At 48.7% G+C, this 26,270-nt stretch carries 23 protein-coding genes; 17 read left to right on the forward strand and 6 right to left on the reverse strand.

From position 1 onward, the window contains the following. Positions 1 to 56: 56 nt before the first annotated feature. The gene (locus tag MESINF_RS00760) at positions 57 to 1,214 is read left to right on the forward strand and encodes a hypothetical protein (RefSeq protein ID WP_169698064.1); all 1,158 of its coding nucleotides are present in this window, start codon (positions 57 to 59) and stop codon (positions 1,212 to 1,214) included. 104 nt (positions 1,215 to 1,318) lie between these two features. On the opposite strand, the gene MESINF_RS00765 is transcribed toward MESINF_RS00760, so the two are convergent. The 4 genes from MESINF_RS00765 to obgE form a co-directional block, all read right to left on the reverse strand. Continuing rightward, on the reverse strand, positions 1,319 to 2,809 hold the full coding sequence (locus tag MESINF_RS00765) for a peptidylprolyl isomerase (RefSeq protein ID WP_169698065.1): 1,491 nt from the start codon (positions 2,807 to 2,809) through the stop codon (positions 1,319 to 1,321). 93 nt (positions 2,810 to 2,902) lie between these two features. Next, positions 2,903 to 3,841 (reverse strand): tRNA dihydrouridine synthase, encoded by a 939-nt coding sequence (locus tag MESINF_RS00770; RefSeq protein WP_169698066.1) that lies wholly within the window; start codon positions 3,839 to 3,841, stop codon positions 2,903 to 2,905. Beyond that, positions 3,834 to 4,406 carry a nicotinate (nicotinamide) nucleotide adenylyltransferase gene (gene nadD / locus MESINF_RS00775; protein ID WP_169698067.1) on the reverse strand — a complete coding sequence of 191 codons (573 nt, stop codon included), beginning with the start codon at positions 4,404 to 4,406 and terminating at the stop codon, positions 3,834 to 3,836. Before nadD ends, MESINF_RS00770 begins: the two co-directional genes overlap by 8 nt. Then, positions 4,390 to 5,709, reverse strand: a complete 1,320-nt coding sequence (gene obgE, locus MESINF_RS00780) for a GTPase ObgE (RefSeq protein WP_169698068.1) — start codon at positions 5,707 to 5,709, stop codon at positions 4,390 to 4,392. Before obgE ends, nadD begins: the two co-directional genes overlap by 17 nt. A gap of 66 nt (positions 5,710 to 5,775) precedes the next feature. On the opposite strand from obgE, the gene MESINF_RS00785 reads away from it, so the two are divergent. The 16 genes from MESINF_RS00785 (at position 5,776) to MESINF_RS00860 (ending at position 23,320) form a co-directional block, all read left to right on the forward strand. Beyond that, positions 5,776 to 6,015 (forward strand): DUF370 domain-containing protein, encoded by a 240-nt coding sequence (locus MESINF_RS00785; protein ID WP_169698069.1) that lies wholly within the window; start codon positions 5,776 to 5,778, stop codon positions 6,013 to 6,015. 8 nt (positions 6,016 to 6,023) lie between these two features. Then, positions 6,024 to 6,641 (forward strand): ATP-dependent Clp endopeptidase proteolytic subunit ClpP, encoded by a 618-nt coding sequence (gene clpP, locus MESINF_RS00790; protein ID WP_169698070.1) that lies wholly within the window; start codon positions 6,024 to 6,026, stop codon positions 6,639 to 6,641. A gap of 61 nt (positions 6,642 to 6,702) precedes the next feature. After that, positions 6,703 to 9,171 carry a DNA mismatch repair protein MutS gene (gene mutS, locus MESINF_RS00795; protein WP_231936793.1) on the forward strand — a complete coding sequence of 823 codons (2,469 nt, stop codon included), beginning with the start codon at positions 6,703 to 6,705 and terminating at the stop codon, positions 9,169 to 9,171. A gap of 17 nt (positions 9,172 to 9,188) precedes the next feature. After that, a complete protein-coding gene (locus MESINF_RS00800) occupies positions 9,189 to 10,268 on the forward strand; it encodes a M24 family metallopeptidase (RefSeq protein ID WP_169698071.1) in 1,080 nt (359 codons plus the stop codon). Positions 10,269 to 10,289: 21 nt separating this feature from the next. Beyond that, a complete protein-coding gene (efp, locus tag MESINF_RS00805; RefSeq protein ID WP_169698072.1) occupies positions 10,290 to 10,847 on the forward strand; it encodes an elongation factor P in 558 nt (185 codons plus the stop codon). A gap of 20 nt (positions 10,848 to 10,867) precedes the next feature. After that, on the forward strand, positions 10,868 to 11,341 hold the full coding sequence (locus MESINF_RS00810; protein WP_231936794.1) for an Asp23/Gls24 family envelope stress response protein: 474 nt from the start codon (positions 10,868 to 10,870) through the stop codon (positions 11,339 to 11,341). After that, positions 11,304 to 11,792: a transcription antitermination factor NusB gene (gene nusB / locus MESINF_RS00815; RefSeq protein ID WP_231936795.1), complete on the forward strand. Its 489-nt coding sequence runs from the start codon at positions 11,304 to 11,306 to the stop codon at positions 11,790 to 11,792. The genes MESINF_RS00810 and nusB overlap by 38 nt, the downstream gene beginning before the upstream one ends. Before the next feature lie 13 nt (positions 11,793 to 11,805). Beyond that, positions 11,806 to 13,476 carry a formate--tetrahydrofolate ligase gene (locus MESINF_RS00820; RefSeq protein WP_169698073.1) on the forward strand — a complete coding sequence of 557 codons (1,671 nt, stop codon included), beginning with the start codon at positions 11,806 to 11,808 and terminating at the stop codon, positions 13,474 to 13,476. A gap of 10 nt (positions 13,477 to 13,486) precedes the next feature. Beyond that, entirely contained in the window at positions 13,487 to 14,314 is an 828-nt protein-coding gene (locus MESINF_RS00825) for a bifunctional 5,10-methylenetetrahydrofolate dehydrogenase/5,10-methenyltetrahydrofolate cyclohydrolase (RefSeq protein WP_169698074.1), read from the forward strand. Continuing rightward, positions 14,311 to 16,191, forward strand: a complete 1,881-nt coding sequence (gene dxs / locus MESINF_RS00830; protein WP_169698075.1) for a 1-deoxy-D-xylulose-5-phosphate synthase — start codon at positions 14,311 to 14,313, stop codon at positions 16,189 to 16,191. The genes MESINF_RS00825 and dxs overlap by 4 nt, the downstream gene beginning before the upstream one ends. Further along, a complete protein-coding gene (locus tag MESINF_RS00835) occupies positions 16,166 to 16,513 on the forward strand; it encodes an Asp23/Gls24 family envelope stress response protein (protein WP_169698076.1) in 348 nt (115 codons plus the stop codon). The genes dxs and MESINF_RS00835 overlap by 26 nt, the downstream gene beginning before the upstream one ends. A 15-nt stretch (positions 16,514 to 16,528) precedes the next feature. Then, positions 16,529 to 18,193 (forward strand): DAK2 domain-containing protein, encoded by a 1,665-nt coding sequence (locus MESINF_RS00840; protein ID WP_169698077.1) that lies wholly within the window; start codon positions 16,529 to 16,531, stop codon positions 18,191 to 18,193. A gap of 14 nt (positions 18,194 to 18,207) precedes the next feature. Then, on the forward strand, positions 18,208 to 19,062 hold the full coding sequence (locus MESINF_RS00845) for a glycine--tRNA ligase subunit alpha (protein WP_169698078.1): 855 nt from the start codon (positions 18,208 to 18,210) through the stop codon (positions 19,060 to 19,062). Beyond that, complete coding sequence (gene glyS, locus MESINF_RS00850; RefSeq protein WP_169698079.1) at positions 19,055 to 21,091, forward strand: glycine--tRNA ligase subunit beta; 2,037 nt, start codon at positions 19,055 to 19,057, stop codon at positions 21,089 to 21,091. The genes MESINF_RS00845 and glyS overlap by 8 nt, the downstream gene beginning before the upstream one ends. After that, entirely contained in the window at positions 21,088 to 21,996 is a 909-nt protein-coding gene (era, locus tag MESINF_RS00855; RefSeq protein ID WP_169698080.1) for a GTPase Era, read from the forward strand. Before glyS ends, era begins: the two co-directional genes overlap by 4 nt. 16 nt (positions 21,997 to 22,012) lie before the next feature. Further along, positions 22,013 to 23,320, forward strand: coding sequence for an MFS transporter (locus MESINF_RS00860; RefSeq protein ID WP_169698081.1), 1,308 nt, complete (start codon positions 22,013 to 22,015; stop codon positions 23,318 to 23,320). A 163-nt stretch (positions 23,321 to 23,483) separates the two neighbouring features. On the opposite strand, the gene MESINF_RS00865 is transcribed toward MESINF_RS00860, so the two are convergent. Next, the gene (locus tag MESINF_RS00865) at positions 23,484 to 24,716 is read right to left on the reverse strand and encodes a BaiN/RdsA family NAD(P)/FAD-dependent oxidoreductase (RefSeq protein ID WP_169698082.1); all 1,233 of its coding nucleotides are present in this window, start codon (positions 24,714 to 24,716) and stop codon (positions 23,484 to 23,486) included. Between the two features lie 56 nt (positions 24,717 to 24,772). Continuing rightward, a complete protein-coding gene (gene murJ / locus MESINF_RS00870; RefSeq protein ID WP_169698083.1) occupies positions 24,773 to 26,266 on the reverse strand; it encodes a murein biosynthesis integral membrane protein MurJ in 1,494 nt (497 codons plus the stop codon). Positions 26,267 to 26,270: the final 4 nt, after the last annotated feature.

A 26,270-nucleotide genomic window follows, 5' to 3' on the forward strand; every position in this document is an offset into this window, starting at 1 on the left:
AAAGTGTAAAATCAAGACACTGGTTTTCCCATTGTGCTTTAGTCGGAGGTGTTTTCATGAGAAGAACGATTTTGTTGTTGATTGTGTTGGTAGCGGGAATAACGGTGTTTGCGAGCTCGACTCTTGAGGCGGCATCTGCCAGCGTCGAAACGCCAGATCCTCTCCTTCTTTCCTTCAGAGAGGGATGGAAGGCTCCTCAAGACTCATCCTGGAACGCAATAGAAGTGGGTGAGATCTCTCTGATGCTCCCGGAAGGGTTTCGTACCTTCAAAGAGGATATATACGGTAATTTCAATGTTTTACTTTTCGATGAGAGATTTAGTCTATTTGGTCGTTTTCTGTACTTCACACCTGATTCTTCCAACCGTGAAGAGTTGCTTAAATCCTTGATTTCTTCTTATTATCGCGAGCCAGCAACAGCAGGAGAGTACAGCTTCACCGAGTTTCGGCAGTTTCAAAACGGTCTTGTAGCTTATCTAGTATCGTTGAAAATGACCGCCAGCGTTGATTATCCAGCGGTGCTCATTTATTCGCCCGGCGAAGACGCTCAGGAAATCGGCCCGGGTCGCGTTGGCTTTTTTCTTTTCGAACCTGTAGACTACGAAGGCACAGAGCTGGATCGTGCGAAGGCGATGATGGCCGGGATCGTTGCGAGTTACATTTTCCAGCCCGAGAGCAAGCCTGAATTTCCGTCACAGGAAAAGGGTGACCATCACTCATTCATGGAGCTGGTTTCCAGGCAGCTGGAAGGAGAGGATTTGGGTGTTGTGACGGAAAACTGGACTTTCGCTCAGGGTGATTTCTTTGGGGTCATGGTTCCGCGTCACTTCACGGTGGAGTTCAGTCAAGATGTTTATGAGGCTGCTGATATCTACTTCTACAACTCCCTATTGGGGAAAGTTTTGTTTGGACAACTGTACGAGGGGGAGCCAGTTCAGGATTCACTCGATAAAGTAATCAGCGATTATCTTGGAGGATTGGGCGACTACGGAATACTGGAAAGCTTTGTAAAACAAAATGAAGAATCTACGATGTATATTTACACTCTTAGCTTCCCCGGACTGATCTGCTGGGCAGTTCTTTATACCGAGTCAACAGACGTGGGAAACTTCGGACCCGGGAAGTTCTTCGTATTCCTCAGCATACCCGACATCGACGAACCGGATCTGTGGGCCAGATGGTACGCGGGCATATTGAAGGAAATACGTTTCTAGGAGTCTCGAAAACTGGAAAGATTGGCTCAGAACTACTGAGATAACAATAAACGTAGTTCTTATAAATTGAAAACACGCCGGAGAGGGATTCTCCGGCGTGTTCGTTAAAAATACTCCTCTATATCGAGGGCGAGTGAGTTGTTCCTTATCAATATGCTCAGGAGATACACTCTGGTCTCAACCGAGAGTTCTCTTTCCAGGAAGACTCCCAGGGCCTTTTCTATCTCTTCTATAGTGCCCAGTACATAATCCACAAAATCCATGCCGTAACTGCCCTGCTTCGCGTAAAAATACGCCGAATCGCTGAACATACGTTCGAGGTCCTTGAGCATGTCGTTGTAATAATCGCAGGCCACGATGGGGTCGTCACCCTTCAGTTCGTACATCATCTGAAGTATCCGGCCCTTCTTCTCGCCAGTTTCGTACAGTCTGTCCATCGCCATTTTGTAGCGTGGATCGTTTGTCAGACCCAGCATCTGGGAAAGCTCTATAAAAACGGCGTACTCTACCGGTGCAACGTTTTCGACTACACTATCGCCGAAAAGTTTTGCGGTCAAATCGGCGATCATTTCCAGTGAACTTTCTCTGCTGGCGGATGCGTCTATGAATTCTTTATAGAAGAGAAGTTCGCTGTCGAGTATCTCGAAATCGAATTTGTTGGTTTCTATATAGTTTTCGATCCATTTTACATACGCCTCGTTCCTGTAACCTTCCACGAAATCGCTGTATATATCCTCGCTGGCCGCAAGGTCGGAAAGCGAATCGATCTCCGTTCTTTCTTCGACCACTAACAGGTGGTACCCCGATAAAGTCTTCACAGGTCCGTAGAGCTCGCCCACAGGTGCCGTGAAGATGGCTTCCTCGAACTCGGCGACGGTGTCGCCTCTTTTAAGATAGTCAAGTTCTCCGCCGTTCGGGGCGGAATTGGAATCCTCCGAATACTGCGCGGCCGCATCAGTGAAGGTTACCTCCCCGTTCTTTATTTTGTTTTTCAGCGAAAGAGCCTTGGCCTCTTCGCTGACCAATATGTGCCTGGCCTTCACCGTCTCGTACAGGTCCCGAATTGTCTCGATGTTTTCCATGAAGTAAGCCAGAAGCGATTCCTCATCGGCCGGAATGGCTTTTTCGAGAAAGCGGTTCATCTTGAGCGAATAGGTGACATATTCTTTGATCTCTTCGGCAAAGACGTCTATTGAACCGTATGCCGCTTCGATCTGCCCGACTGTGTATGGGTCTGAAGTGTACATCGAAAGCATGGCTGCAGTCTCGCTGGCAATTTCACCCTCGGATGGAATTAGGTTGTTCTCGAAAGCGTAGTAGTCAATAAGTTTCTCATCAACCAAATACGAGATGATTATCAATTTCATGTTGTGCTCGCTCGGAATGTTCAAATTCGTGAAGTACGGGTCGAACACAACTCCCTGGCCGGCTGCATCTGAAACTGTTGCTTCGAACGCCTGCCCAAGCTCCTCTGAAGATATCCAGAACTCTTCGGGAAGAGCCTCACCATTTCTGGTGACTTTTACGGCATATTCAACAGCCAAAAGGGTGATGGAGAAAAACACCAGTAGCGCCAGCAATAAAGTTTTTTTCATAGCCTATTCCCCCTAATATAGTAGATAGTACAATGATAATACTCGCTATATGGGAATCGTCAGAACTGGTCCGGGAAACAAAAAAGCAACGGATCACTCGAATGCCTGGAAATCCGGTACAAATGCTCTGAAAAGCTCCCGAACTTCCTCGAGAGAGTCACATTTCATGTATTCCTTTCTCAGATTCGAAGCATACCTGATGTTTCTGGTGTAACCGGCAAATGACTTGCGTAGATCTTTAACGGCCTGGTCCTCGCCGACCACGCCGGCCAGTCTTTCTATGTGATATAAAAAATGTTCGAGTCTCTCGTTCAAACCGAACTCCTCGTAAGTGCCGAGCTCCATTAAATCTTTAGCCTGCTTGAAGATCCAGGGGTTGCCTATGGCACCTCTGGCAACGACAACGCCGTCTACCGAGTAGTTTTTTAAGGCTTCCGCAACTGCTTGAGGTGAAAACAGGTCGCCCGAGCCGTAAGAAAGGATTCCTGCCTGGCGGAGCGTTCCGGCGATACTCTCTATCTCTTTCCAATTGGCCGAGCCGGAGTATCCCTGCGAAACGGTTCTTCCGTGGATGAAAACCGCGTCGGGCTTTGCCTCTAAGATGGGTGGGATGATCCTGTCGCTCTCGACGCTATCCCAGCCGAGCCGGATCTTCACCGATACTGGCACGCAAGACACTTCTTTTAAGGCTCTTATCATCTCTCCTATCTTGTCGGGATCTTTCAGAAGGGCACTCCCTGCACCGCGCCTGGTTACCTTTCTAACCGGGCAGCCGGCATTGATGTCGAACCACGTGGCCACATCCTTCAACTTAAGTGCGGCTTTCGCCATTCTGCGAGGATCGGAACCGAAAAGTTGTATCCTGCAGGGACTGGAGGGGATCACTTCTTCGGTCTTTTCGGTCGATCTCAGCACACCCTCTACGCTGAGCATCTCACTGAAGACGAAATCGGCGCCCCACTCGAGCGCCAGTTCGCGCATTACGCCATCGGTATAGCCCGCCATAGGCGACAGTCCTATTTCTTTATACATAAGTCTTTTCGACCTCTCCGATTATCGATCCTGGAACCATGCCCAGCAGAGACCTCTTCGATCTCGCCCTCTTCCTTATCTCGGTCGATGACAGTTCTATCATAGGCGCCTTCAGAAAAACCACCCCTTCCACTAACTGTGATGGCTTTTCGTTGCACGAACGTGGATACACTGCCAGTCGGGATTCCTTCAGGAGTGTTCTGTACTCGTACCAGCTTTCCAGGGCGCGGTAACTGTCCTCACCAACGATCAGGTAAGGTCTGCAGGAGTGTTTCTGCGAGAAGTACCTTATCGTGAAGAGCGAATAAGAGATACCTCCCCTCTCTTTTTCGTAATCCGAGATCACTATCTTTCCTGTCCCCTCGAAGCATTTTTCCAGCCATTTTTTTCTGAGTTCGTACGGTGCAAGGTTTACCTCTCTCTTGTGTGGAGGCAGATAGGTGGGGACGATGTACAGCCTGTCCAGTTCCAGCTCTTCCAGAGCCCTGATCGCTATGATGATGTGACCGTTGTGGACAGGGTTGAACGATCCGCCGAACACGCCAATCCTATTCTCTAAAGACATACTCTCTATCATCTATCACGACGGTATCGCCCTCTTCGATACCGGCATTTTTCAATTTCGTTGTGAGTCCGCCCTTTTCCAGCTTGTCCATTATGAATCTATCCCTGAATTTCTGCGCCTTGATCTTCCTGAAGTAGAAATCTACTGCCGGTCCGGAAACTACGAACCGTCCTCTGGAATCCTTTTCGACCTTGAAGTTCTCCGGTTCTGGGGCCGTGTACACGACCGGTTCGACTACCGGCAAGGGGAGATCTTCCTCGACTTTCAGCCTGTTCAAGAAGGATTCGCTATCGCCGATAACGTTCCAGATGAGTCTTTTTAGATCCTCGACTCCCCTGGAAGTGGCGGCCGAGATAGGCAGGATTTCCTTGCCGGTTTTTTCTTTGAAGAGTTTCACCCGCTCGTTCAACAGTTCTGGTGCGAGAAGATCGCTTTTATTACCGACAACTATCTCCGGTTTTTCCAGGAGTTCCGTTCTGTAGAACTCCAGTTCATAACGGATATCGAAATAATCCTGTACGAAATCTCTCTCCTCGGTCTGCGCTATATCCAGAAGATGGACTAGTATTTTGCATCTCTCTATGTGCCTCAGAAAACTGTGTCCGAGTCCGATTCCTTGGTGTGCACCTTTTATAAGACCTGGCACGTCGGCCACGATGTATCCTAGAAATTCCGTCGCCATTACGACTCCCAGATTGGGAGAAAGCGTTGTGAAATGATAATTGGCTATCTTTGGTCTTGCGTTGGATACGACCGATATCAGGGTCGATTTGCCCACGTTGGGAAAACCGATGAGAGCAACGTCAGCTAGAATCTTCAATTCGAGGCGCACATAAAGCTCCTCACCGGGTTCGCCGTTCTCCGAGGCTTTGGGGGCCTGGTTGGTGGAAGAGGTGAAACGGGCATTCCCCCTGCCGCCCTTTCCACCCCTAGCGAGAACGACCGTTTCGCCGGGTCTGTTCAAATCGGCCAGAGTCTCGCCAGTTTCGGCGTCGTAAGCGATGGTTCCCACGGGTACCAGAATAACAATGTCCCTGCCTTTCCTTCCGGCCATGTTGGACCCTCCGCCATTTTCTCCGTCCTGCGCCAGGAATTTCCTTTTGTGTTTGAACTCGTACAGAGTATTTCTGCTGTTGCTTGCCCTCAAGAAGACGTGTCCTCCGCTCCCGCCGTCGCCGCCGTCCGGTCCGCCGTAGGGTATGTATTTCTCTCTTCTGAAGGAGACGGCACCGTTGCCGCCGTCGCCGGCCTTGACGTAAATTCGCCCCGTATCTACGAGGCTTTCCTGATCGTTCGCGAGCATCCCAGCACCTCCTTGGGTCTTCTATTATGTTATAATAACATCGTTGAAGGAAGGAGGAAAGTCGAAGTGGACCACATTGTCAATATTGGTTTCGAATCTTTTGTCGTGAAAGATAGGGTACTGGCCGTTCTTCCAGTTGCAAGCTCGGCTGTGAGAAGATTGAAGCAGCTCGGTATGGAGACTGGAAAGATCGTCAACCTGACGTTTGGTAAGAGAACCAAGGCGCTTCTCATCACCGATAGTGGTCACATCATCTTCTCGTTCCTTCCGCCAAGAAGAATCATAGAAAAACTTTTCAAGAACTAGGAGGAATTATGGACATAAGTATGGCGCCTTTCGTACCCTACGTAGTTGAAGATAGAGGAAGGGGAGAGAGGATATTCGATATTTTCACCAAACTTCTAGCGGAAAGGATCGTCTTTCTTGGCTGGCAGATAGACGACGAGATCTCCAATATCGTCGTAGCTCAGCTTCTTTTCCTTGAGTCGCAGGATCCGGATAAAGACATCAATCTTTATATAAACAGCCCTGGTGGATCGATCACCGCCGGCCTGGCGATCTACGACACCATGCAGTACATAAAGCCCGATGTCTCGACGATTTGTATAGGCATGGCCGCTTCGATGGGAGCGATCCTCCTCACCGGCGGCACGAAGGGAAAGAGATATGCACTGCCCAGTTCGAGAATAATGATCCATCAGCCTTTCGGAGGCGCCGAAGGGGTCGCGAAGGATATAGAGATCAGAACCAAGGAGATCCTTTACCTGAGGGACGAACTCAACAAAATCCTGGCCTTCCACACGGGTCAGTCGATAAAGAAGATAGAGAAAGACGCTGACCGCGATTACTTCATGAGCGCGACAGAGGCGGTCGATTATGGAATGATAGACAAGGTGATAGAACCCAAGAATAGAGAGAAAGCCAAAGAGTGACTGATTTTTCTCTTATGGCCGGCGCAAAGCGCCGGCTTTTGACGTATCCGGGGTTGGTAGTGTGTCTGAGATAACACCTATGATGAAACAGTATCTTGAGGTCAAGAACAATTACAAAGATTGCATAGTCCTCTTCCGTCTTGGGGATTTCTATGAGACGTTTTTTGACGATGCCAGACTTGTCGCCGACGAACTTCAGATAGTGCTCACTTCACGGAACGGCAATCCCATGGCCGGCGTTCCTTACCATGCGATCGATAGCTATGTGAGAAAGCTGATCTCCGCGGGCCATAAAGTCGCCATTTGTGAGCAGACCGAAGATCCGGCCCAGGCAAAGGGATTGGTGAGGAGAGAGGTTACCCGCGTCATGACTCCGGGAACTATTATGGAGGACGAACTTCTCGCCGGTCAGGCCAACAATTATATATTGACCGTGTCCGAAAAGAAAGGTACGTTCGCGGTCGTCCTCAGTGATATTTCGACCGGAGAAGTGGTGGTTACCTCCTGTGAAAGCCTTCCGGAGCTCCTGGATATAATATCAAGTTTCGAACCGGCCCAGATACTTCTCAGAGAGAGTCTGAAAACTTTGAAAAAGGATATCATGACTGTCTCCGGCGCCTTCATAGAGATCTTCGAGGACTGGAACTTCGCGCTCTCCTCCAGTCTCAGGTATGTGAAAGAATTCTATTCTTTGGCCTCCACAGATCATCTGGAGCTTGATTCCTCACAACTGGAGGCTCTCGGCGCCCTCTTTAAATACCTTCAGACCACCAATTTCAAACCTATGAAACATCTATCGCTGCCCAGAGTTATTAAAAGATCGGAAACAATGCAGCTGGACGCTTCCACGATAGAGAATCTCAACCTTCTGTCGAGCCAGGGAAAGGGTTCGCTTATCGCTATAATGGACGAAAGCGTTACCGGTATGGGAAAGAGGAAGCTGAAACAGTGGCTTTTAACTCCTCTTACCGACGTTCACAAAATAGAGCGCAGACTCGATACGGTTCAAAGCCTTTCGGAAGACCGGCTCCTTCTGGAAGAGCTCCGGGAGTATCTCGGTGGCATCTTCGATCTGGAAAGAATAGTTTCACGCCTTGCCAGTGATCGGGCCTCTCCCAGGGATCTCCAGTCTTTGAGGAACTCCCTCAGAATCCTTCCCTACATAAAGCAGCTTCTCGTGAGTAACCCTTCTCTACGTGAGCGAGGAGAGAGGATAGTCCTTTTCTCGAAAGAACTCGAGTTGTTGGAAAAGGCGTTGCAAGACGAGCCATCCGCTTTCGTCGGCGAGGGCAAGGTGATAAGGAAGGGTTTCAGCCATGAGCTCGATGAGCTACGAGATCTTTTGGAAAATTCCGTTGAGAAACTGAAGGAATTGGAGCGGAGGGAGAAGGAAGCAACCGGGATAAGCACTCTAAAGGTAAAGTACAACAAAGTATTCGGTTACTTCATAGAATTGCCCAAAGCTCAGGCTTCGAAGGCTCCGGAAAATTACACCAGGAAGCAGACTCTAGTGAACTGCGAGAGGTACATCACCCCCGAGTTGAAGGCTTTTGAAGATAGGGTTCTCAGTGCCGGAGAAAGAATAGACTCGCTGGAAAGGTCGCTTTTCGAAAATATTTGTCGCGAGGTGGGTAATTCGGCAAAGGATCTGCAGGAGCTTTCGACCGTCTTATCGGAGCTGGATGTCCTTCAATCTTTCGCCTCGATAGCCAGAAAGTACGGGTACGTCAGGCCCGAGTTTACATCGGATGGCGCCACCAGAGTCGAAGCCTCCAGACACCCTATAGTGGAGAGGTTCGTGGGAGAATTCACCCCCAACGATATAACCTTCGGCGAGGAAGGGCGGTTCTTCATACTCACGGGCCCCAACATGAGCGGCAAGTCCACCTATATAAGGCAGATAGCGCTAATCTCTATAATGGCTCAGATCGGCTCTTTCGTTCCGGCCTCCAGGGCGGTTTTGCCTGTTTACGACCGGATTTTCACAAGGATCGGCGCCAGAGACGATCTGGCCGGCGGGAAATCGACTTTCCTTGTGGAAATGATGGAAACGGCCACTATCCTTTCAAGGGCCACAGAAGACAGTCTGGTAATACTCGACGAAGTGGGAAGGGGAACAAGCACTTTCGACGGCATTTCGATTGCCTGGTCGGTCTCGGAATATATATATGAAGCCATCGGATGCAACACGGTCTTCGCGACTCATTTCACGGAACTGACGGAACTCTCTCAAATGTACTCAGGAATAAGAAATAAAACAGTTAAAATTATGGAGACCGAAAAGGGTATAGTCTTTCTACACAGAGTGATTGAAGGTGTTGCAAGCAAGTCGCACGGTATAGATGTCGCGAAACTGGCGGGTATTCCCAGCGTGGTTCTGGAGAGGGCCGAAGAGATACTCAGGGTTATCTCCAAACAGTCGGCGCTCGATAAGGCCGTTCGAGTGCTGACGACAGACGATCTTGTCGAAATACGCAGAGCAAAGAAGGGCAAGATGAACCGTAACCAGATAACGTTGTTTGACACATAGATCAATGGAGGTTGAGCATGTCGAGAATTGAACAATTCAGAAGCAAATTGGCCGAAATGGGACTGGAAGGCTTTGTTCTTTACAACCACGAATCGAGCAACAAATCGAGTTCCTGGTATCTTTCTGGCTTTTCCGGTTCTTTTTCTGTGCTTGTTATCTCCCCGGTGGGCGAGTATATCATCACCGACTCCAGATACTATACCCAGGCTTCGATCGAGACCGATTTCAAATTGATACCCTACAAGAGCGGCGATGAACTCAAGGACTTGATTTCAAACATACTCAAGAGTGACGGCGCTGGAAAGGTGGGTTTTGAAGAGGATACTATCAGTTACGGCCTTTACAAGAGAATCTTCGAGAATCTTGGCGTTGAGCTTGTTCCAGCCGACATTATTTTAAAGGAAATGCGAATGGTTAAGACACCGCAGGAGATAGAGAAAATAAAAAAGGCCGTAATCGTGGCTGAAGAGGCTCTTATAGAAACCCTCAACTATATAAGACCGGGAAAGAGCGAAGAGGATATAGCTGCCATTCTCGAACACGAGATAAGGACGCGCGGTGGTTACCTCGCCTTCGACACCATAGTTGGTAGCGGTCCAAGAAGTGCGGTGGTACATGGTAAGCCTTCAGACAAAAAGCTCCGCGAGGGCGAGTTTGTGCTGATAGATTACGGTGCGAGAGTTGACGGCTACAACTCTGATATCACCAGGACCTTCTCGCTTGGAAGCCCCAGCGAGGAGATGATAAAGGTTTACGAAGTCGTCTATGAGGCCCAGAAAGCGGCAAAAGAGGCCGCACACGCCGGAATTATTGGCAGCGACCTGCACGAAGTGGCCGCTTCGATAATAAGGCAGGCCGGATACGGTGAGTACTTCGGACACGGTCTAGGTCATAGTCTGGGAATGGATACCCACGACGGATCCGGCGGTGCAAGCCCGTCAAATAAAAACCCAATTCCCGCAGGGGCTGTGATTACCATAGAACCGGGAATATATCTACCCGAAAAATTCGGGGTCAGAATTGAGGACGACCTCTATTTTGGAGAAGATAAAACCGAGGTTCTTACTAACCTCGATAGAGAACTCAAGATACTGTAACGATCCGGAGGTGGCTTCTATATGATAGAAGTTGGCAAGTTAAGAAAGGGAATGCCTCTACTTATCGATGGAGAGATCTACATCGTTCTAGAGGCTAACAAACACTCCATGGGACGGGGAGATGGAATAATAAGGACACGAATGAAGAACCTGAAGACCGCTCTGGTTAGGCAATTTACTTTTCAGGCCAGTGAAAAGGTCGAAGAGGCTTCACTTTCGATAAGACACGTTCAGTACCTTTATTCCGAAGGGGATTTTTTCCATTTCATGGATCTAGAAACGTTCGAGCAGTACACGATCGGACCCGACGAGATGGGAGACGGTCTCGACTATTTGAAGGGAAATGAAGAGGTAGATCTTCAATTCCACGAAGATAGACCGATCGGAGTGATTCTACCCAACACCGTGGTACTCCAGGTCACCGAAACGGCACCGGCCTACAAAGGCGACACGGTTTCCGGAAGCGGAAAACCGGCCGTTCTGGAGACAGGTTTGAAAGTCACAGTACCATTCTTCGTCGAGAACGGCGAAATGATCAGAGTTGATACGAGAACCGGCGAATATATCGAAAGAGCCTGATAAGGAAAGGAGGGAGAAGAATGGATTTCGAAGAAACGGATCTTGGAAGGATAGAGATCTCTGAAGCCGTGATCCGGGATATAGCGATTCACTCCTACATCGAATTCTTGAAGTTCGATCCCAGAGAAAGCAAAGCCAGAAAGGAAGCCAAATCAACCGTAGATATCGATCTGGACGAAAAAGTGGATGGAACGAAAACCGTTAAGATCACCGTGAATACGAAGATCAAATATGGGGTCTCTATTCCTTCTTATGCCAGAAAGATGCAGGAGAAGCTTAAGAACGACGTAGAGAGTTTCAGTGGTCTGAAAGTGGAAGACGTCTCGATAAGTATTGAAGATGTCTACGAAGAACCCCAGAAGCCAGCCATTATCGAAGAGGAAGAGCCCGAGCACGAAGCGGCCCTTCCCCAAGAGGCGGGCCAAGCCGTTGAAAGCCCCATTGCCGAAGTAGAAATTGAGAAAGAAGAGGAAAAGAAAGAGAAAGAGGTATAACTCCACAATGACAGGTCCAAACAAAAGCCGGCGGAAGATGCGTGAGATAGTCTTCAGCGCCATATACCAGTTTGATTTCACTGAAGATGTGGAAACTTCTTCTGCCTATCTTGAGAGGGAATTGAGCTTTTTTGCCATGGACATGGAAATGAAGCTAATGACCCGAAAGTATTTCGAAAACATACTTCGAAGAAGGGAGGAGATCGACGGGATAATAAGAAAACATCTGATGAATTGGACTTTCGACAGGCTCGCCTCGACCGACAGAAATGTATTGAGGCTCGGCACTTACGAAATCGTCTATGAAAGTGCGGTGCCGATAGAAGTGACACTGAACGAAGCGATAGACATTGCGAAGAAGTACGGTTCGGAACAAGGAGGAAAATTCGTCAACGGAGTTCTCGATAGGATTGCCAGAGAATGTGCACCTGTCGCAAAAAAAGATTTATAATGGGAGGGTCAGTATGTTAACCGATCTAGAAATAGCTCAAAAAGCGGAACTCAAAGAAATCAGCGAAGTAGCTTCCTCGTTGTCGATACCTGAAAAATACATAAGGCGGTACGGAAGAAACATAGCCAAAATATCCCACCACTATCTTGAAGAGCTGCAAGAAAAACCCGACGGAAAGCTCGTACTAGTTACAGCAATAAGTCCTACCAGCGCGGGTGAGGGAAAAACGACTACCTCGATAGGACTGGCAATGGCACTCAACAAGATAGGGAAAAAGACATTTGTTACTCTGAGAGAACCCTCTGTCGGCCCTGTGATGGGTATAAAAGGCGGTGCCGCAGGAGGAGGTTATTCTCAGGTCCTTCCGATGGAAGAGATAAACCTGCACTTCACTGGCGATTTCCATGCTGTTTCTCAGGCTCACAATCTGCTTTCAGCTGCAATCGACGCGCATATAAAGTTCGACAACAAGCTCGGCATCGATCCCGCAATGGTTTTCTGGCCGAGGACGATGGACATGAACGACCGCGCCCTAAGAGAAATCATCGTCGGTCTCGGCGGGAAGAGCAACGGCTATCCAAGAGAGGAGTCTTTCGTCATAACGCCGGCTTCCGAAGTAATGGCGATAATCTGTCTTTCCAAAGATATCGATGACCTCAAGGAGCGACTGTCTAGAATAGTCGTGGCGAGATCGAAGAATGGCGGCTTCATCACTGCGAAGGATCTCAAAGTCCACGGTGCCATGGCCGCCCTGTTGAAAGATGTGCTCGATCCCAACCTTGTCCAGACCATCGAGGGGACTCCGGCCTTCGTTCATGGCGGTCCTTTCGCCAACATAGCCCACGGGACAAATACAATAATCGCCACCAAGATGGCTTTGAAACTCTCCGATTATGTTATAACAGAGGCTGGCTTCGGCGCCGATCTTGGAGCGGAGAAGTTCCTTGATTTTGTCTCGCCTGTTGCGGGATTTAAACCGTCATCGGTCGTTCTCGTAGCCTCTATTCGCGCCTTGAAAATCAACGGCGGAGCATCGAAAAAAGAAATTAACCAGGAGAATCTCGAAGCGTTGAGGGCTGGCTTCGAAAACCTTAAAGTCCACCACGAAAACCTGAGAAAGTACGGAATACCCGTTCTGGTAGCATTGAATGAATTCCCCAGCGATACGGAAAAGGAAAGGGAGCTTTTTGATTCTCTGTGCAGCGCTAACACCATTTCTTACGAAGTTTCCAGAGTGTGGGAGAAGGGTGGAGATGGTGGAATTGAAATGGCAGAAAAGCTAGTTCAGCTCGTTGAGAATGGCAGCAACAATTACAGGCCGATCATAGATCTCGATATGCCCGTTGAAGAAAAGATAAAGAAACTGGCCAAGGAGATATACAGGGCCGGAAAGGTTGAGTTTTTACCTGAAGCTCAGGCCAAACTCAAGCTGTTCAAGAAGCAGGGACTTGACAGATTACCGGTTATCGTTGCCAAGACACAGTATTCCATAACCGACGATGAGAAGAAGCTGGGAGCTCCATCCGGTTATACTTTCAACGTCAGAAACTTGAATCTCTCTGCTGGAGCAGGTTTCATAGTAGCCGTTTCTGGAAACATAATGTTGATGCCGGGCCTTGGAGAGGAATTCTGCGCCCAGCAAATAGATGTTGATAAAAATGGCAAGATAAGCGGACTATTTTGAGGTGGTTTCCATGATACTTGACGGAAAGAGTGTCGCAGAGAAGACATACTCCGAAATAAGAGAAAAGATCGAAGGCATGGTTTCGCTACCTTCACTGGTTCTCCTCTGTGATGAGCCCGATAGTTCGAACAAGACCTACATGAAATCCATAGTGAAACAGGGTGAAAAACTTGGAATCAATGTAGTGATTGAAAACACCGGAGAGGATCCCATCGCTCAGGTACACAGGATGAATTCCGATCCCTCCATTGCCGGTGTGATGATAATGCATCCGCTCAAAAACGCCGACGAAAAATCCGTGCTTGCCGCACTCGATCCTTCGAAGGATCTCGAAGGGCGTACTGTCTCTAATCTCGGGGGAATTGTCAACGATGAAGAGTTTTTCGCTCCTCCGACCGCTGAAGCGGTCATGGAGATGCTTTTTCAGTATGATATCAATCCTAAAGGGCGCGATGTCACGATAGTGGGACGCTCGAACACGGTTGGTAAACCCCTCGCTCTGCTTTTACTTAAGAAAGGTGTCGACGCGACAGTGACGGTCTGTCACTCCAGAAGCAGGGATATTGCCGAGAAAACGTTCAACTCCGATATTGTCGTGAGCGCCGTTGGAATAGCGAAGTTCCTCAAGAGGGAAATGGTAAGGCCCGGTTCCATAGTTATAGATGTCGGAATCAACTTCCTCGATGGAAAACTGGTTGGCGACGTCGATTACGACGAAGTAAGCCAGATCGCGGCCGCTATAACCCCTGTGCCGGGTGGTGTGGGAAGTGTAACCACGGCTTTGCTCTTCAAACATTATTTGAAATCGCTTGAACGTATGGGGAGAATTGCCCGATGAATGAAAGCCCTCTTTTCAGGAGATTGAAGGATTATACATATCCGCAGCTGGCCATGCTAGCCGAAGAGATAAGAGAGACAATAACATCGGTTGTGGCAACAAACACCGGCCATCTCGCCTCGAATCTCGGGACAGTGGAGCTCACCCTGGCCCTTTACAGGGTCTTCGATCCAGATAGAGACATAATAATCTGGGATACGGGCCACCAGGCTTATACCCACAAGATACTAACCGGGCGGTACGGTTCCTTCAGATCTCTCAGAAAAAAGGGCGGTTTGAGCGGCTTTTTGAAAGTATCGGAAAGTCCTTACGATCGTTTTGGCGCCGGTCACGTGGGAACGGCACTCCCCGCGGCACTCGGTATGGAGAAGTCAGACGAGCTCTTCAGAATCTCCAGAAATATTATCGTAGTGGCCGGTGACGGCGCCATTACTTCTGGAATGGCTCTGGAAGCATTGAATCAGATGAAGGATCTCGGTTCTAAAATAAAAGTAATAATGAACGACAACGGCATGAGTATAGGAAAGAATGTAGGCAGTCTTTCATCGGCGATGGCCGAGATGAGACTCAACCCCTTCTACAGAGAGATCAAGGGAGATCTGAAAAACACGCTTGAAACGATGAGGCTCGGCGGCCTGGAGCAATTTCTTTCAAAGATAAAGAGCGGTCTCAAGGCCACCATTCTCGGCGGAAACGTTTTCGAAGATATGGGCTTGAACTATATCGGACCGGTAGGAGGACATGATATTCAGGAGATGGAAACGCTTTTCAACGCGATAAAGGAGATCGATGAACCCTTCTTCGTGCATGTAGTTACGAAAAAAGGAAAGGGACTCGAGTATGCAGAGAAGAATCCAACACGTTTTCACAGCGTAGGAAAGATAGATCCCGAAAGCGGCGAAAAGCTCTTCGACTCGGCGGAGGTATCGTACAGCGATGTTTTTGGAAGAACCCTTACAGAGCTGGCTTCTCTCGATCCTTCGATCGTCGCCATTACTGCTGCTATGCCCGACGGAACGGGATTGTCCGGCTTCATGGAAAAGTTTCCCGCGCGTTTTTACGATCTTGGTATAACGGAGCAACTATGTACGACCTTCGCGGCCGGAATGGCAATCTCGCACAGCAAACCCGTCTTCGCGGTTTATTCTACCTTTCTACAGAGAGCCTTTGACCAGCTTGCTCACGATGTGGCCCTTCAGGATCTGCCGGTGCTTTTCGCGATCGATAGGGCCGGAATAGTTGGTCAGGATGGTCCGACCCATAACGGTATTTTCGATATTGCTTTTCTTTCCATGCTCCCTAACATGAGAGTTCTCTCTCCTTCGAGCGTCCAGGAACTCTCGAATATGCTGTACACCCTTCTTCTGAAGAAGGGTATGGAACATCCCACCGCCATAAGATATCCTAGAGAGGCCGAGATCATCTCTCTAGAGGAAGTTCTATCATCCATGAAAGAGATAGATCTCTGGAAATGGGAAGAGATAATGCACGGCGAAGGAGGTACGATACTGGCTACCGGCTCAATGGTGTCGCGTAGTTATGAGGTCGCTTTGAAATACGGCTACTCGCTTTACAACTGTCGCTCGATAAAACCACTAGACGAAAGCACGCTCGAATACATATTCGGCAAGTACGATACGATCGTCTGCGTCGAAGAGGGAATCAAAAGGGGTGGTTTCGGCTCCAGTATAGCTCTTGAAGCCATCGAACGCGGTTACACAGGTAAAATCGATATTGTGGCTATCGACGATTGTTTCTCGCCCCATGGAACCCGGGACGAGATTCTATCTGAACTGGGACTCGACGCCAGGGGAATAGAGAAAACTATCTCTAAACTGAGAGGTGAAAAAAATGCAAGTGACTACGGAATTCGGTAAAATCGATATTTCTCTTCAGGCAATCTGCTCAATAGTAAAGAAAGTAGTTTCCGAATCTTATGGACCGGTTAACGTAGGAGCACCACAGACTGGCTTTCTGGCCAAATTGTTTGGAACTGCCGAAGATACAAGAAAGGGAATTAAAGTAACCGAAGAGATCGATGGCACTCTGGAAATCGACGTGGATCTGATCCTCGAATACGGTGTGAGGATTCCTACTGTTGTGGAAAACATACAGGAGAACGTCTTCCATAAACTTAAGGAACTCACGGAAGCCACGAATATCAAAGTGAATATACATGTTGTTGGCTTACAGGATTGACAGGAGGCTTTAGCGATGAAACGTATCAACGGCAAGTTCTTTGTCGCCGCCTTCCGGAAAGCCGCTGAACGTCTTCTGGCCAACAAGGATGAAATAAACGCTTTGAATGTCTTTCCCGTTCCAGACGGCGATACAGGTTCAAATATGTCCGCGGCCATGATAGAAGCCTGCGAGTATCTGGACAGGTTGAAAAAGGATGATCTGGTCAGCGTCCTCGAGTCCGTCAAGACCGGGATGTTGATGGGTGCCAGGGGTAACTCCGGTGTAATTCTATCTCAGATATTCAGAGGTTTTGCGGAAGGGATAGGAAACAGAAAGTTCGTAAGTACGAAGGCCTTCACCGAAGGGCTTATAAAGGCGAAGGAAATTGCATACAGGTCTGTCATGAAACCAGTAGAAGGGACCATGTTGACCGTCATGAAAGTCGTGGCTGAAACCGCCAATGAGCATTATACGGAGCTGGAGGATTTCGAAGAGTACTTCGATGAAATGGTGAAGACCGCCTTCGAAACTGTAGAAAAGACACCCAATCTTCTACCGAAACTCAAAGAGGCCGGTGTAGTTGATTCCGGCGCCAAGGGTCTGGCCTATATCTTCGAAGGTTTTCAACTGGCTATAAAAGGAGAGTTAGAAGTCGATAGTCTGATACAGCAGATGCCACAGGCGATAGGCTCTTCGACAGAACGAATAGTGGAAATAGTAAGAGAAGAATTGAAATACACATACTGTACCGAACTGATCGTCAACCTTTATGACAGCGAAAACCCCGAAGAAACTTCCGATGAATTGAAAGCTTTCCTTGAAGAGATGGGAGATTCGATCGTCATGGTCAATCAGGACGAGTTCATAAAGGTCCACGTGCACACCGATCATCCTGGAGACATTATCGAAAAGTTCCTGCACGTAGGTTTTCTCCAAAAGGTGAAGATAGACAACATGAAGGTTCAACATGAACACATTGTAGATATCCAGACGAAGACATCGGAACTCTTCGGAAAGGGCAAGAAACACGGAATAGTTGTCATCTCCCCTGGGGAAGGCCTGGCCGATGTTTTAAAGAGTTTGGGAGTAGATTATACGGTAAGAGGCGGCCAGACCATGAATCCCAGCCTCAAAGATCTGTACGAAGCGATAAGTCACATGGAACCGGACAAGGTCATTGTCCTGCCCAACAACCCCAATATTATACTCACGGCCAAAGAGGCAGCCAACGCTGTTCATGACGAGAATCCCAAAAAGGAAGTGTATATCATTCCGACCCGAACGGTGCAAGAAGGTATCTCGGCCATGACGGTGTACAACGATGATTCCGATACTAAGGAACTGATAGAGGAGATGACGCAGGCGGCCGACGCGGTTACACCTATTTCCATAACCTACGCCGTTCGTGACTCGAGTATGAAAGGCAAAAAAATAAAGAAAGGCGAGTACATCGCCATCGGAAAGGATGGGCTTCTTGGCTCCGGCAAAAAGCTGGACAAGCTCGTACAGGACTCGATAAAAGCGGTTATTGGAAAGGAAAGCAACAGAGAAGTCGTGACGGTGTTCTACGGGTCCGACGTTTCCGAAGAAACGGCAGCAAAGTTGGCCGAGACATTATCTTCAAATTTTTCCGATCTCGAATTCGAGATCCACAGTGGCGGACAACCGTATTACTATTACCTGATTTCCATTGAATAATTCAGGAGGAGAAGATGTACCTACAGAACGTAATAGCTAACCTCAACAACTACTGGTCATCCATGGGATGCATCATAGATCAGCCTTACGACGTTGAGATGGGTGCGGGGACCTTTCATCCATCCACCTTCTTGAGATCTCTGGGCAAGAAGCCGTGGAAGGTGGCCTTCATTCAACCAAGCAGACGACCAACAGATGGCCGTTACGGTGAAAACCCTATGAGAGTTCAGCGCTACTTCCAGTATCAGGTGATAATCAAGCCAAATCCCGAGAATTCACAGGAGTTATACCTAGGATCTCTGCAAGCGTTGGGCATAAATCCCGTCGAGCACGATATTCGATTCGTGGAAGACAACTGGGAGTCACCCACACTCGGTGCCTGGGGAGTTGGTTGGGAGGTCTGGCTAGATGGAATGGAAGTGACCCAATTCACTTACTTCCAGCAGATTGGTGGTATCGACGTCGATCTGGTCTCCCTGGAAATAACCTACGGACTTGAAAGGATAACCATGTACCTACAAAAGAAAGATAACATATTCGATATAGATTGGAATGGAGAATTCAAATACGGCGATGTCTTTCTGGAGAACGAGAAAGAGTTTTCAGCCTACAACTTCGATGTGGCAGATACCGCAAAACTCTTCGATTTCTACAGAATGTACCGCGACGAATTCGATCTCTGTTTGAAGAGCGGATTAATCAGACCTTCTTACGACTATATGATCAAATGCTCCCATGCTTTCAACCTTCTAGATGCGAGAAACGCCATAAGCGTCTCTCAGAGGCAGAGTTATATCAAATCTATAAGGGAGATGGCCCGGTCGGTGGCGCAGGCTTACGTTGACAGGGAGGGTGAGAGCGATGCATAAGCAAAAAGCGTTGCTTGAAATTGGAGTCGAAGAGCTCCCCTCTAGTGAAGTATCGGCGATAAGAAACCAACTAAGAGAGAAAATCGAGAAGAGCTTACAGGCTACTAGATTGGACTACGATGGACTCAAAGTCTTCACGGCCAGCAGAAGATTCGGATTGTACATCGACGGGCTCTCTCCAAAGCAACCCGATTACCTCGAAGAGAAGAAAGGTCCGTCGGAGAAGATAGCTTACAAAGATGGAGAGCCTTCCAGAGCCTTGATAGGCTTTCTCAAAAGCAACGGTGCAGGAATTGAAGATATAACCGTTAAAGACGGTTATGTTTATATAGAAAGGAATATACCGGGAAAATCGTCGCTGGAGATTCTGCCCGGTATATTCAGGCAGGCAGTTCTGTCGCTTGAGTTCAAAAAGCCTATGCGCTGGGGTGATGGAACGTACAGATTCGTCAGGCCCGTGAAATGGGTCGTATCCATGATAGACAAAACCGTTCTCGAGATGGAGCTCTTCGGAAAAAAAGCCTCCGATACGACTAAAGGCCACAGATTCTATTTTGATGAAATACGCGTCTCTCCCGAGGATTACTTTGAAAAATTGAGAGAGGCGCTTGTTATCGCTGACGGTTCGGAACGGGAGAGACGCGTCCTTTCGGAGATAGAGAAAACCGGAGAGCTCCTCCAGGGAAAGATACCTATCGACGGAGAGTTGCTCGAAGAAGTGGTCTCCCTCACAGAGTATCCAACGGCCGTTGTTGGACGTTTCATGGAGAAGTATCTGTCACTACCGCCAGAGGTGATAATCGTCACGATAAAGCATCACCAGAGGACCTTCCCCGTGTACAGAGAAGGGGTGTTGACCAATAATTTCGTTGCATTCCAGGACGGCCCGGGAGACCCTCTCGGGAATATCAAGCAAGGCTACGAAGACGTTATAAACGCACGACTCGAAGACGCCTTCTTCTATTACGAGAAGGATCTCGAGAAACCTCTGGAAAGCTACGTGCCTGGTCTGGAAGAAATACTCTTTCAGAAAGGTCTCGGCTCGTTCATGGATAAATCGAAGAGAACGGCGGCGTTGGCACTCGAAATCGGAAAGCTTCTCAAGGCCAAGGGTGGAGAGCTGGAAAATATCGAAAGAACTGCTCTTCTGGGCAAGGCCGATCAGGTTACACGGGTTGTCCAGGAATTCCCGGAAGTCCAGGGAGTCATGGGAAGGATATACGCCGAAAAATCCGGTGAGAGCGAAGAGGTGGCTCTCGGGATCGAAGAACACTATCATGACCAGAAAGTTCCCACGACCCTCAGTGGCGCAGTCGTGGGCGTTGCAGACAGGATAGATACAGTCGTCGGAAACTTCACGATCGGCAATGTTCCTTCGGCCTCGAAGGATCCCTATGCATTGAGGCGAAAGATGGCTTTTATATTCAGGACTATGAATTACCTGGGATGGAAGATCGATCTTGAAGGGCTTTTAAAGACGAGCGCCGGTATCCTCGGCGGTCAGGCGTTCGATACTTTGCAGTCTGTAGCCTCCTTCTGTCGTTCCCGGTATGAATCATACCTTCTCGAACAGGGTTTCTCGATCAACGTTACCAGGGCAGTCAGCGACTGGTGGAGACTCCCTTATCTGGGCGAGAGAGCCGCGAAAGCTATAACCGAATACATTGAAAAGGCTGAATTCACGGACCTTCTGATCGCTTACCAGAGGGTTCACAATATAAGTAAGAACCACGATTCCGACGCGTTCGAAGGCTCGAAGTTCATGGAACAGGCCGAGAGAGATCTCTTCAACAAATACCTCGAATGTTTAGAGAGTGTCAATTCGGCCCTTGAAAAAGACGATTTCGAAAAAGCGCTTCATCTCCTCACAGGATTGAAATCATCGATAGACAGGTACTTCGACGATGTCTTCGTTATGGATAACCAGGAAGATATAAGGCTGAACAGGCTAGGCTTCCTCAAATCGCTAGATGGGCTCTTCCTGAAAGTAGGGGATCTCTCCCTGCTTCTGGAAGAAGAGAGAAAATGAGCGAAATCTTCAAATCCGGGATAGTCGCCCTCGTTGGAAAGCCTAACGTTGGCAAGTCATCGCTCATTAACCGAATAATCGGTGAAAAGATAGCCATAGTTTCCGATAAGCCGCAGACTACCAGAAACCGCATCGGTGGTATCTACACGACCGAACACGGTCAGATAGTTTTCTACGACACTCCCGGAATACACAAGCCTCTACACAAACTCGGCCAGTACATACTGAAAGTTGCGACCTCCTCTCTGTTGGGCGTCGATCTTCTGCTGGTTATGGTCGATCCCACCGACGGACTCAGGGAATCTGACAGACTGGTAGCCACCCACGTCAATGGAAGCCGCGTCCCGGTTTTTCTGGTGATAAACAAAATAGATGCTTACAGTGACGGAAAACTCCTGCATAACTTCTCGGAAAACGCTTCCCGTCTTTTCGAGAATGTTCTGGAACGCTTTTATATCTCCGCTGAAAAGGGTACTGGTGTCGATTCAATGATAGAGGCCATTTTCAAATTTCTTCCTTCTGGAAAGCTCCTCTTTCCCGAAGATTACATAACCGATCGTTCCTCAAGATTCATGGCTTCGGAAATCGTCAGGGAGAAAGTCCTCCTGCATACTCACCAGGAAATCCCACATTCGGTCGGAGTCTCAGTTCAAGAGTTCAAGGATGAGGGCGAATTGTTGAGGATAAGGGCCGATATCGTTGTGGAGAGGAACAGCCAGAAACCCATAATACTCGGCAAAGGCGGTTCTATGATAAAACTCATTGGTAGCGACGCCCGAAGGGACATGGAGTACATCTTCGATCAGAAAGTCTTTCTCGATCTCTTCGTGAAAGTCAGAGAAAAGTGGAGAGATAAGGATTCAATGATACAGGAGTTCACCAATCTGAAAGACGAACTCAGTTGAAACCGGGAGGGTTAGTATGAAAAAGAGCCGTGCAAGGATTGTACTTTTTCTCATGCTCTTCATGATGGTTTTTCTCAATGCGGATCAAATGGTAATGTCTCCGAACATCGGAGAAATAGAGGCCGAATTCGCTATAACCAAGGCAGATATCGGTCTGATTCAGGGATCTTTCACGATCGTGGGCGCCCTGGTCTCGCTGGCCTGGGGTTTTCTGGCCGATAAGTACAATAGGAAGCTTCTATTGTTGCTGAGCGTGCTGGTCGGAGAGATACCCTGTTTCCTCTCGGCCTTCGTCCAGAGCTTTCCACAGTTGTTCATAACCAGAGCCTTGACTGGAATCGGCGTTGGGGCACTCTTTCCGGTAGTTTTCTCCTTTGCGGGAGATACTTTTAAAGAATCGCACAGGCCAAAGGTCAACGCCTTTCTTTCGACAGCCATATCGCTCGGGGCAATAGTGGGAATGGTTATAGCCGGCTTCACCGGTTCAACGCTGGGATGGCGCATTCCATTCATAATCGTCTCTCTTCCCAACATCTTTCTGGCCTTGGCCTTCTACTTCCTGGCCGAGGAACCCAGGAGAGGCGCCGCCGAGGTGGCCGTTGGAGATCTGGTAGATAAAGGTTACAGCTACACCGGCAGGGTGAAGCTCTCCGATTATCTCAACCTCTTCAGAGTCAGGACCAATCTGGTGCTCTTCATACAGGGAATACTGGGTACTATTCCCTGGGGTGCTATCCCTTATTATCTGGTCAACTACTTCGAGACCTACAAAAACCTTTCGAAGGAATCGGCCACTCTTATCTTCATTTTTTTCGGCGTGGGGAACGTTCTCGGGATCTTTCTGGGCGGTCTGCTCGGAGGTTTGCTTTACAAAAGGAAGCCTTCCTACATGCCTCTTTTCAGCGGCGGTATGACTATCGCAGGAACATTTGTTGCCCTTGGTGCCCTGAACTTCCCGCCGGTTGAAGGTACAGGTGGTTTTTTCACACTTGGAATTCTTGGGATGGTTGCGGCAGCGACGGCCTCGATGACCGGTCCAAATATGAAAACCATGCTTATGAACGTTAACGAGCCGGAAAGCAGGGGCAGGATCTTCTCGGTTTTCAACCTCACCGATTCTCTGGGCACGGGGTTCGGTCAGTTCTTCGCTGGCACTCTCGCCACCGCCGTCGGCTCTCTGGGCGTAGCCATGAACGCTTCGGCGCTCTTCTGGTTGCCCTGCGGGCTCGTTCTTCTCGTCGCCGCGTTGACCTTCCCGCGAGACATCGCCAGGCTACATACGAGGATGCAGGAAGTGGCGAAAACAATGGAAAGTTGTAAATGAAAGCTATCTGAAAAATTTTTTATACCGAATGACTTCTCGATTTTGATTCTGGAGAAAAAAGTTGTATAATAAAGATGCTGAAGTAACCCTCAGACCGCTTCGCTGCCCTCGAAAGGGGCAGCAATTTTTTTCGTTTTTGGTCTCTCTTCCTCATCTTCCGTGTTCAAGGCCTTCCCGATTTTGCTCGAATCGAGATTCCGGCCAGATAACCCGTCGAGAAAGCCGCCTGGAGATTGTATCCGCCCGTCTCTCCGTCGAAGTCAAGAACCTCGCCGGCGAAGAAGAGATTGGGAACCAGACGCGATTCCATGCTCCTGGAGTTAACCTCCGTGATTGAAATACCCCCTCTCGTCATCATGGCGGTGAGAAAGTCCCCGGTTTTGGAAACTTTCATCTCGAGACTTGTGAGAAGCCTCTCCAGTTTCTTCCTTTCCTGCTTTTTTATCTCAGCTCCCGTTCTCGCCGCTGCACCGGAGAGTTCCACAAGCTTTTCGATCAACCTCTCCGGCAGATCCAGATCGGCCAAGATATTCTTGACGTTCTTCTTGCCATTGATGGTCAATCTCTCCAAAAGAAGCCTGTCCGCATCTTCCCTCTTCCAACCGGCGAGGTTGATAAGCAGAGTGTCTCCCGGGAGTATCTCTCTGGAGAGATGCAAGATCGCTGGGCCGGATAGTCCCGTATGGGTCAGCAGGAGATCCTCTCTTCTTTCGGCTATCTTGCCCCCGTTCCTCCAGAGAGAGACTTTGGCCTGCTTTATGGAGATTCCCGAGAGGTCTGATAAGGGAAAGTCGTCTATATATACGGCTGAAAGTGCCGGCCTTGGCTCTTGAATAGTGTGTCCCATCTTTTGCGCGAAGAGGTAACCATCCCCCGACGAACCGGTGTAGGGATAGCTCCTGCCACCGGTCGTTATGGCCAGGTAGTTGGCCTGAAAATCTCTCCCCGGAGTCTTGACAAGAAAGGTTCCGTCGTCTTTCCTATCGACGGATGTAACCCGACAGTTGCATTCGACGGTTATCCCTTGCTTTTCACACTCGGCCAGAAGTACTTCAAGTACATCCCTGGCGCTAAGTGTTGCAGGAAAGACTTTTCCGTCGTCTCTCACGGTCATCTTCAGCCCCCTCTTCTGAAAGAACTCGATCAGTCTGGAACTGTCAAAAGCCATAAGGGCTGGCTTGAGAAACCTTTCTGCTTCGATCCCGAAGTAATGCTTCAGCATTTGCTTCGGGGCCTTCAAGTTTGTGAGGTTGCATTGTCCCGAACCCGTCATCAGAAGCTTTTTGCCGGGCGAGTCGTTTTTATCGAGTACGGTGACGTTTCTCCCCTCGGTCGTACAGCTTATGGCAGTGAAAAGGCCGGCCGGACCGGCACCTATAACCAATATATTCCTCAATTTGAAGACCTCCTATCGCATCTGGCCGTCTTTTTCGAATGGGCGGATTTTTAAGCTCATGAACGTCTTATCGAGCGTATCCGGGAAAGACCGGCGATAATCTCACTCCGCGCGCTGAACAGGAAGAACGCGAAGAAAACTGCGTTCCCCAGCAGTAGCCATAGCAGGGTGGTAGAAAAATACTTCAAGACGAAAACAAAAAGATAGAGAGCCACAGCACAAATCAAAAGCAGTAAGATCCTCCTGAAGGGCATGAATTTCATTCCCTCCTTTTTCATGAGGAGATTGTAAATCACGGTCGAATTCAGTGAAACTAACGAGGTGCTGGCGGCTATGCCTGCGTGGCCGAGAGGCTCTAACAGTAACCAGTCGAAGAGAACATTGAGCATTATGGATATGAAGGATATAAGGGTTATGAAGCGAAGTTTTTTTCGAGCTATGAAGTAGCTAGAACAAGTATGCGATACGGGCGAAATAACTATGAGTGCGCCGTAACCTATCAAGGCCATGCTGACGAGCTTCGTCGAATCGGCGTCGAATTCTCCACGCTGGTATATGAATCTCACTAGAGGTTCGGCCATGGATATCACCCATACCGCGAGAGGTAGGGCGATGTTTAGCGAACTTGTGACGGTTTTTCGAAGTCTTTCGCGTGTCTTTTCGTGCTCTCCGGATACGACGAATTCGGAGAGCTCTGTGTAGGAAGTCATCAAAAAGGCCGTCACGATGAACGTGATCAATCCCAGAAGTGTGTGTGCGTACTGGAGAGAGGAGACCCTCCCGGGTGGAAGCAGAGACACGAAGGCTTTATCGACCATTCCATTTATCAGACTCAGACTTCCCGATAGAATCAAAGGCAGAGAAAGGGTGAGCGTCTCGATTATTCTTGTCCCCCTATCCAATTTCAACACGAAAAGGTCACGCGATTGTAGAGCGTAGAGCAAAACCGTCAGAGCGTTTCCGACGATCCAAGCCAGTATATACGAGGCTTCCGAGAGAAAGGGGTAGGTGAAGAGGATAACCGGTATGGCCACAACGTTGAAGATCAGCTGGGAGATGCCGAACTGTATGAACCTCCTGCTGGCCTTCAAAAGAGTTCCCAGAAGGTTCTCCAGTCCACCTACTAATGGATATATCGAGAGAAATCTCAGCTTTCTAGAGGCATAGGCAATGGTTTCGTCGGAAAAACCAGGAGCGAAGAGCTTTATCACCAGATCGGGTATCAGCAAAAAAATAATGCCCATGGAGAGGAAAATAAGACTTCCCACCATAAACACAGTACCGGCGTATCTTTTCGAACGGAGGGCATCTTCTCTCTTTATAGAGTGATAGATAGGTACGAAGATCGAGGCTAGAGCTCCGGCGACTATGCTGGAGAGAGTGGTGGCGGGCGTCATGGCGATGAATACTGCGTCGAGATTGCCGGAAGTTCCGAAAAGACCGGCTATGAGCATCTCTCTGAAAAAGCCCATTCCCTTAGATATGATTGAGAATGTTAATATGGCCAGCGTCCCGACGGCAACCGAGCTGGATCTCGATATTTTTCGCATGCTT

Origin of the sequence: Mesotoga infera (assembly GCF_900157305.1) — a bacterium.
Lineage (GTDB): Bacteria > Thermotogota > Thermotogae > Petrotogales > Kosmotogaceae > Mesotoga > Mesotoga infera.

Excerpts from the sequence above, each read along its gene's own strand:
- MESINF_RS00760 (WP_169698064.1), top strand. The coding sequence starts at position 57 with ATGAGAAGAACGATTTTGTTGTTGATTGTGTTGGTAGCGGGAATAACG.
- MESINF_RS00765 (WP_169698065.1), bottom strand. The coding sequence starts at position 2,809 with ATGAAAAAAACTTTATTGCTGGCGCTACTGGTGTTTTTCTCCATCACC.
- MESINF_RS00770 (WP_169698066.1), bottom strand. The coding sequence starts at position 3,841 with ATGTATAAAGAAATAGGACTGTCGCCTATGGCGGGCTATACCGATGGC.
- nadD (WP_169698067.1), bottom strand. The coding sequence starts at position 4,406 with ATGTCTTTAGAGAATAGGATTGGCGTGTTCGGCGGATCGTTCAACCCT.
- obgE (WP_169698068.1), bottom strand. The coding sequence starts at position 5,709 with ATGCTCGCGAACGATCAGGAAAGCCTCGTAGATACGGGGCGAATTTAC.
- clpP (WP_169698070.1), top strand. The coding sequence starts at position 6,024 with ATGGACATAAGTATGGCGCCTTTCGTACCCTACGTAGTTGAAGATAGA.
- MESINF_RS00800 (WP_169698071.1), top strand. The coding sequence starts at position 9,189 with ATGTCGAGAATTGAACAATTCAGAAGCAAATTGGCCGAAATGGGACTG.
- efp (WP_169698072.1), top strand. The coding sequence starts at position 10,290 with ATGATAGAAGTTGGCAAGTTAAGAAAGGGAATGCCTCTACTTATCGAT.
- MESINF_RS00810 (WP_231936794.1), top strand. The coding sequence starts at position 10,868 with ATGGATTTCGAAGAAACGGATCTTGGAAGGATAGAGATCTCTGAAGCC.
- MESINF_RS00820 (WP_169698073.1), top strand. The coding sequence starts at position 11,806 with ATGTTAACCGATCTAGAAATAGCTCAAAAAGCGGAACTCAAAGAAATC.
- MESINF_RS00825 (WP_169698074.1), top strand. The coding sequence starts at position 13,487 with ATGATACTTGACGGAAAGAGTGTCGCAGAGAAGACATACTCCGAAATA.
- dxs (WP_169698075.1), top strand. The coding sequence starts at position 14,311 with ATGAATGAAAGCCCTCTTTTCAGGAGATTGAAGGATTATACATATCCG.
- MESINF_RS00835 (WP_169698076.1), top strand. The coding sequence starts at position 16,166 with ATGCAAGTGACTACGGAATTCGGTAAAATCGATATTTCTCTTCAGGCA.
- MESINF_RS00840 (WP_169698077.1), top strand. The coding sequence starts at position 16,529 with ATGAAACGTATCAACGGCAAGTTCTTTGTCGCCGCCTTCCGGAAAGCC.
- MESINF_RS00845 (WP_169698078.1), top strand. The coding sequence starts at position 18,208 with ATGTACCTACAGAACGTAATAGCTAACCTCAACAACTACTGGTCATCC.
- glyS (WP_169698079.1), top strand. The coding sequence starts at position 19,055 with ATGCATAAGCAAAAAGCGTTGCTTGAAATTGGAGTCGAAGAGCTCCCC.
- era (WP_169698080.1), top strand. The coding sequence starts at position 21,088 with ATGAGCGAAATCTTCAAATCCGGGATAGTCGCCCTCGTTGGAAAGCCT.
- MESINF_RS00860 (WP_169698081.1), top strand. The coding sequence starts at position 22,013 with ATGAAAAAGAGCCGTGCAAGGATTGTACTTTTTCTCATGCTCTTCATG.
- murJ (WP_169698083.1), bottom strand. The coding sequence starts at position 26,266 with ATGCGAAAAATATCGAGATCCAGCTCGGTTGCCGTCGGGACGCTGGCC.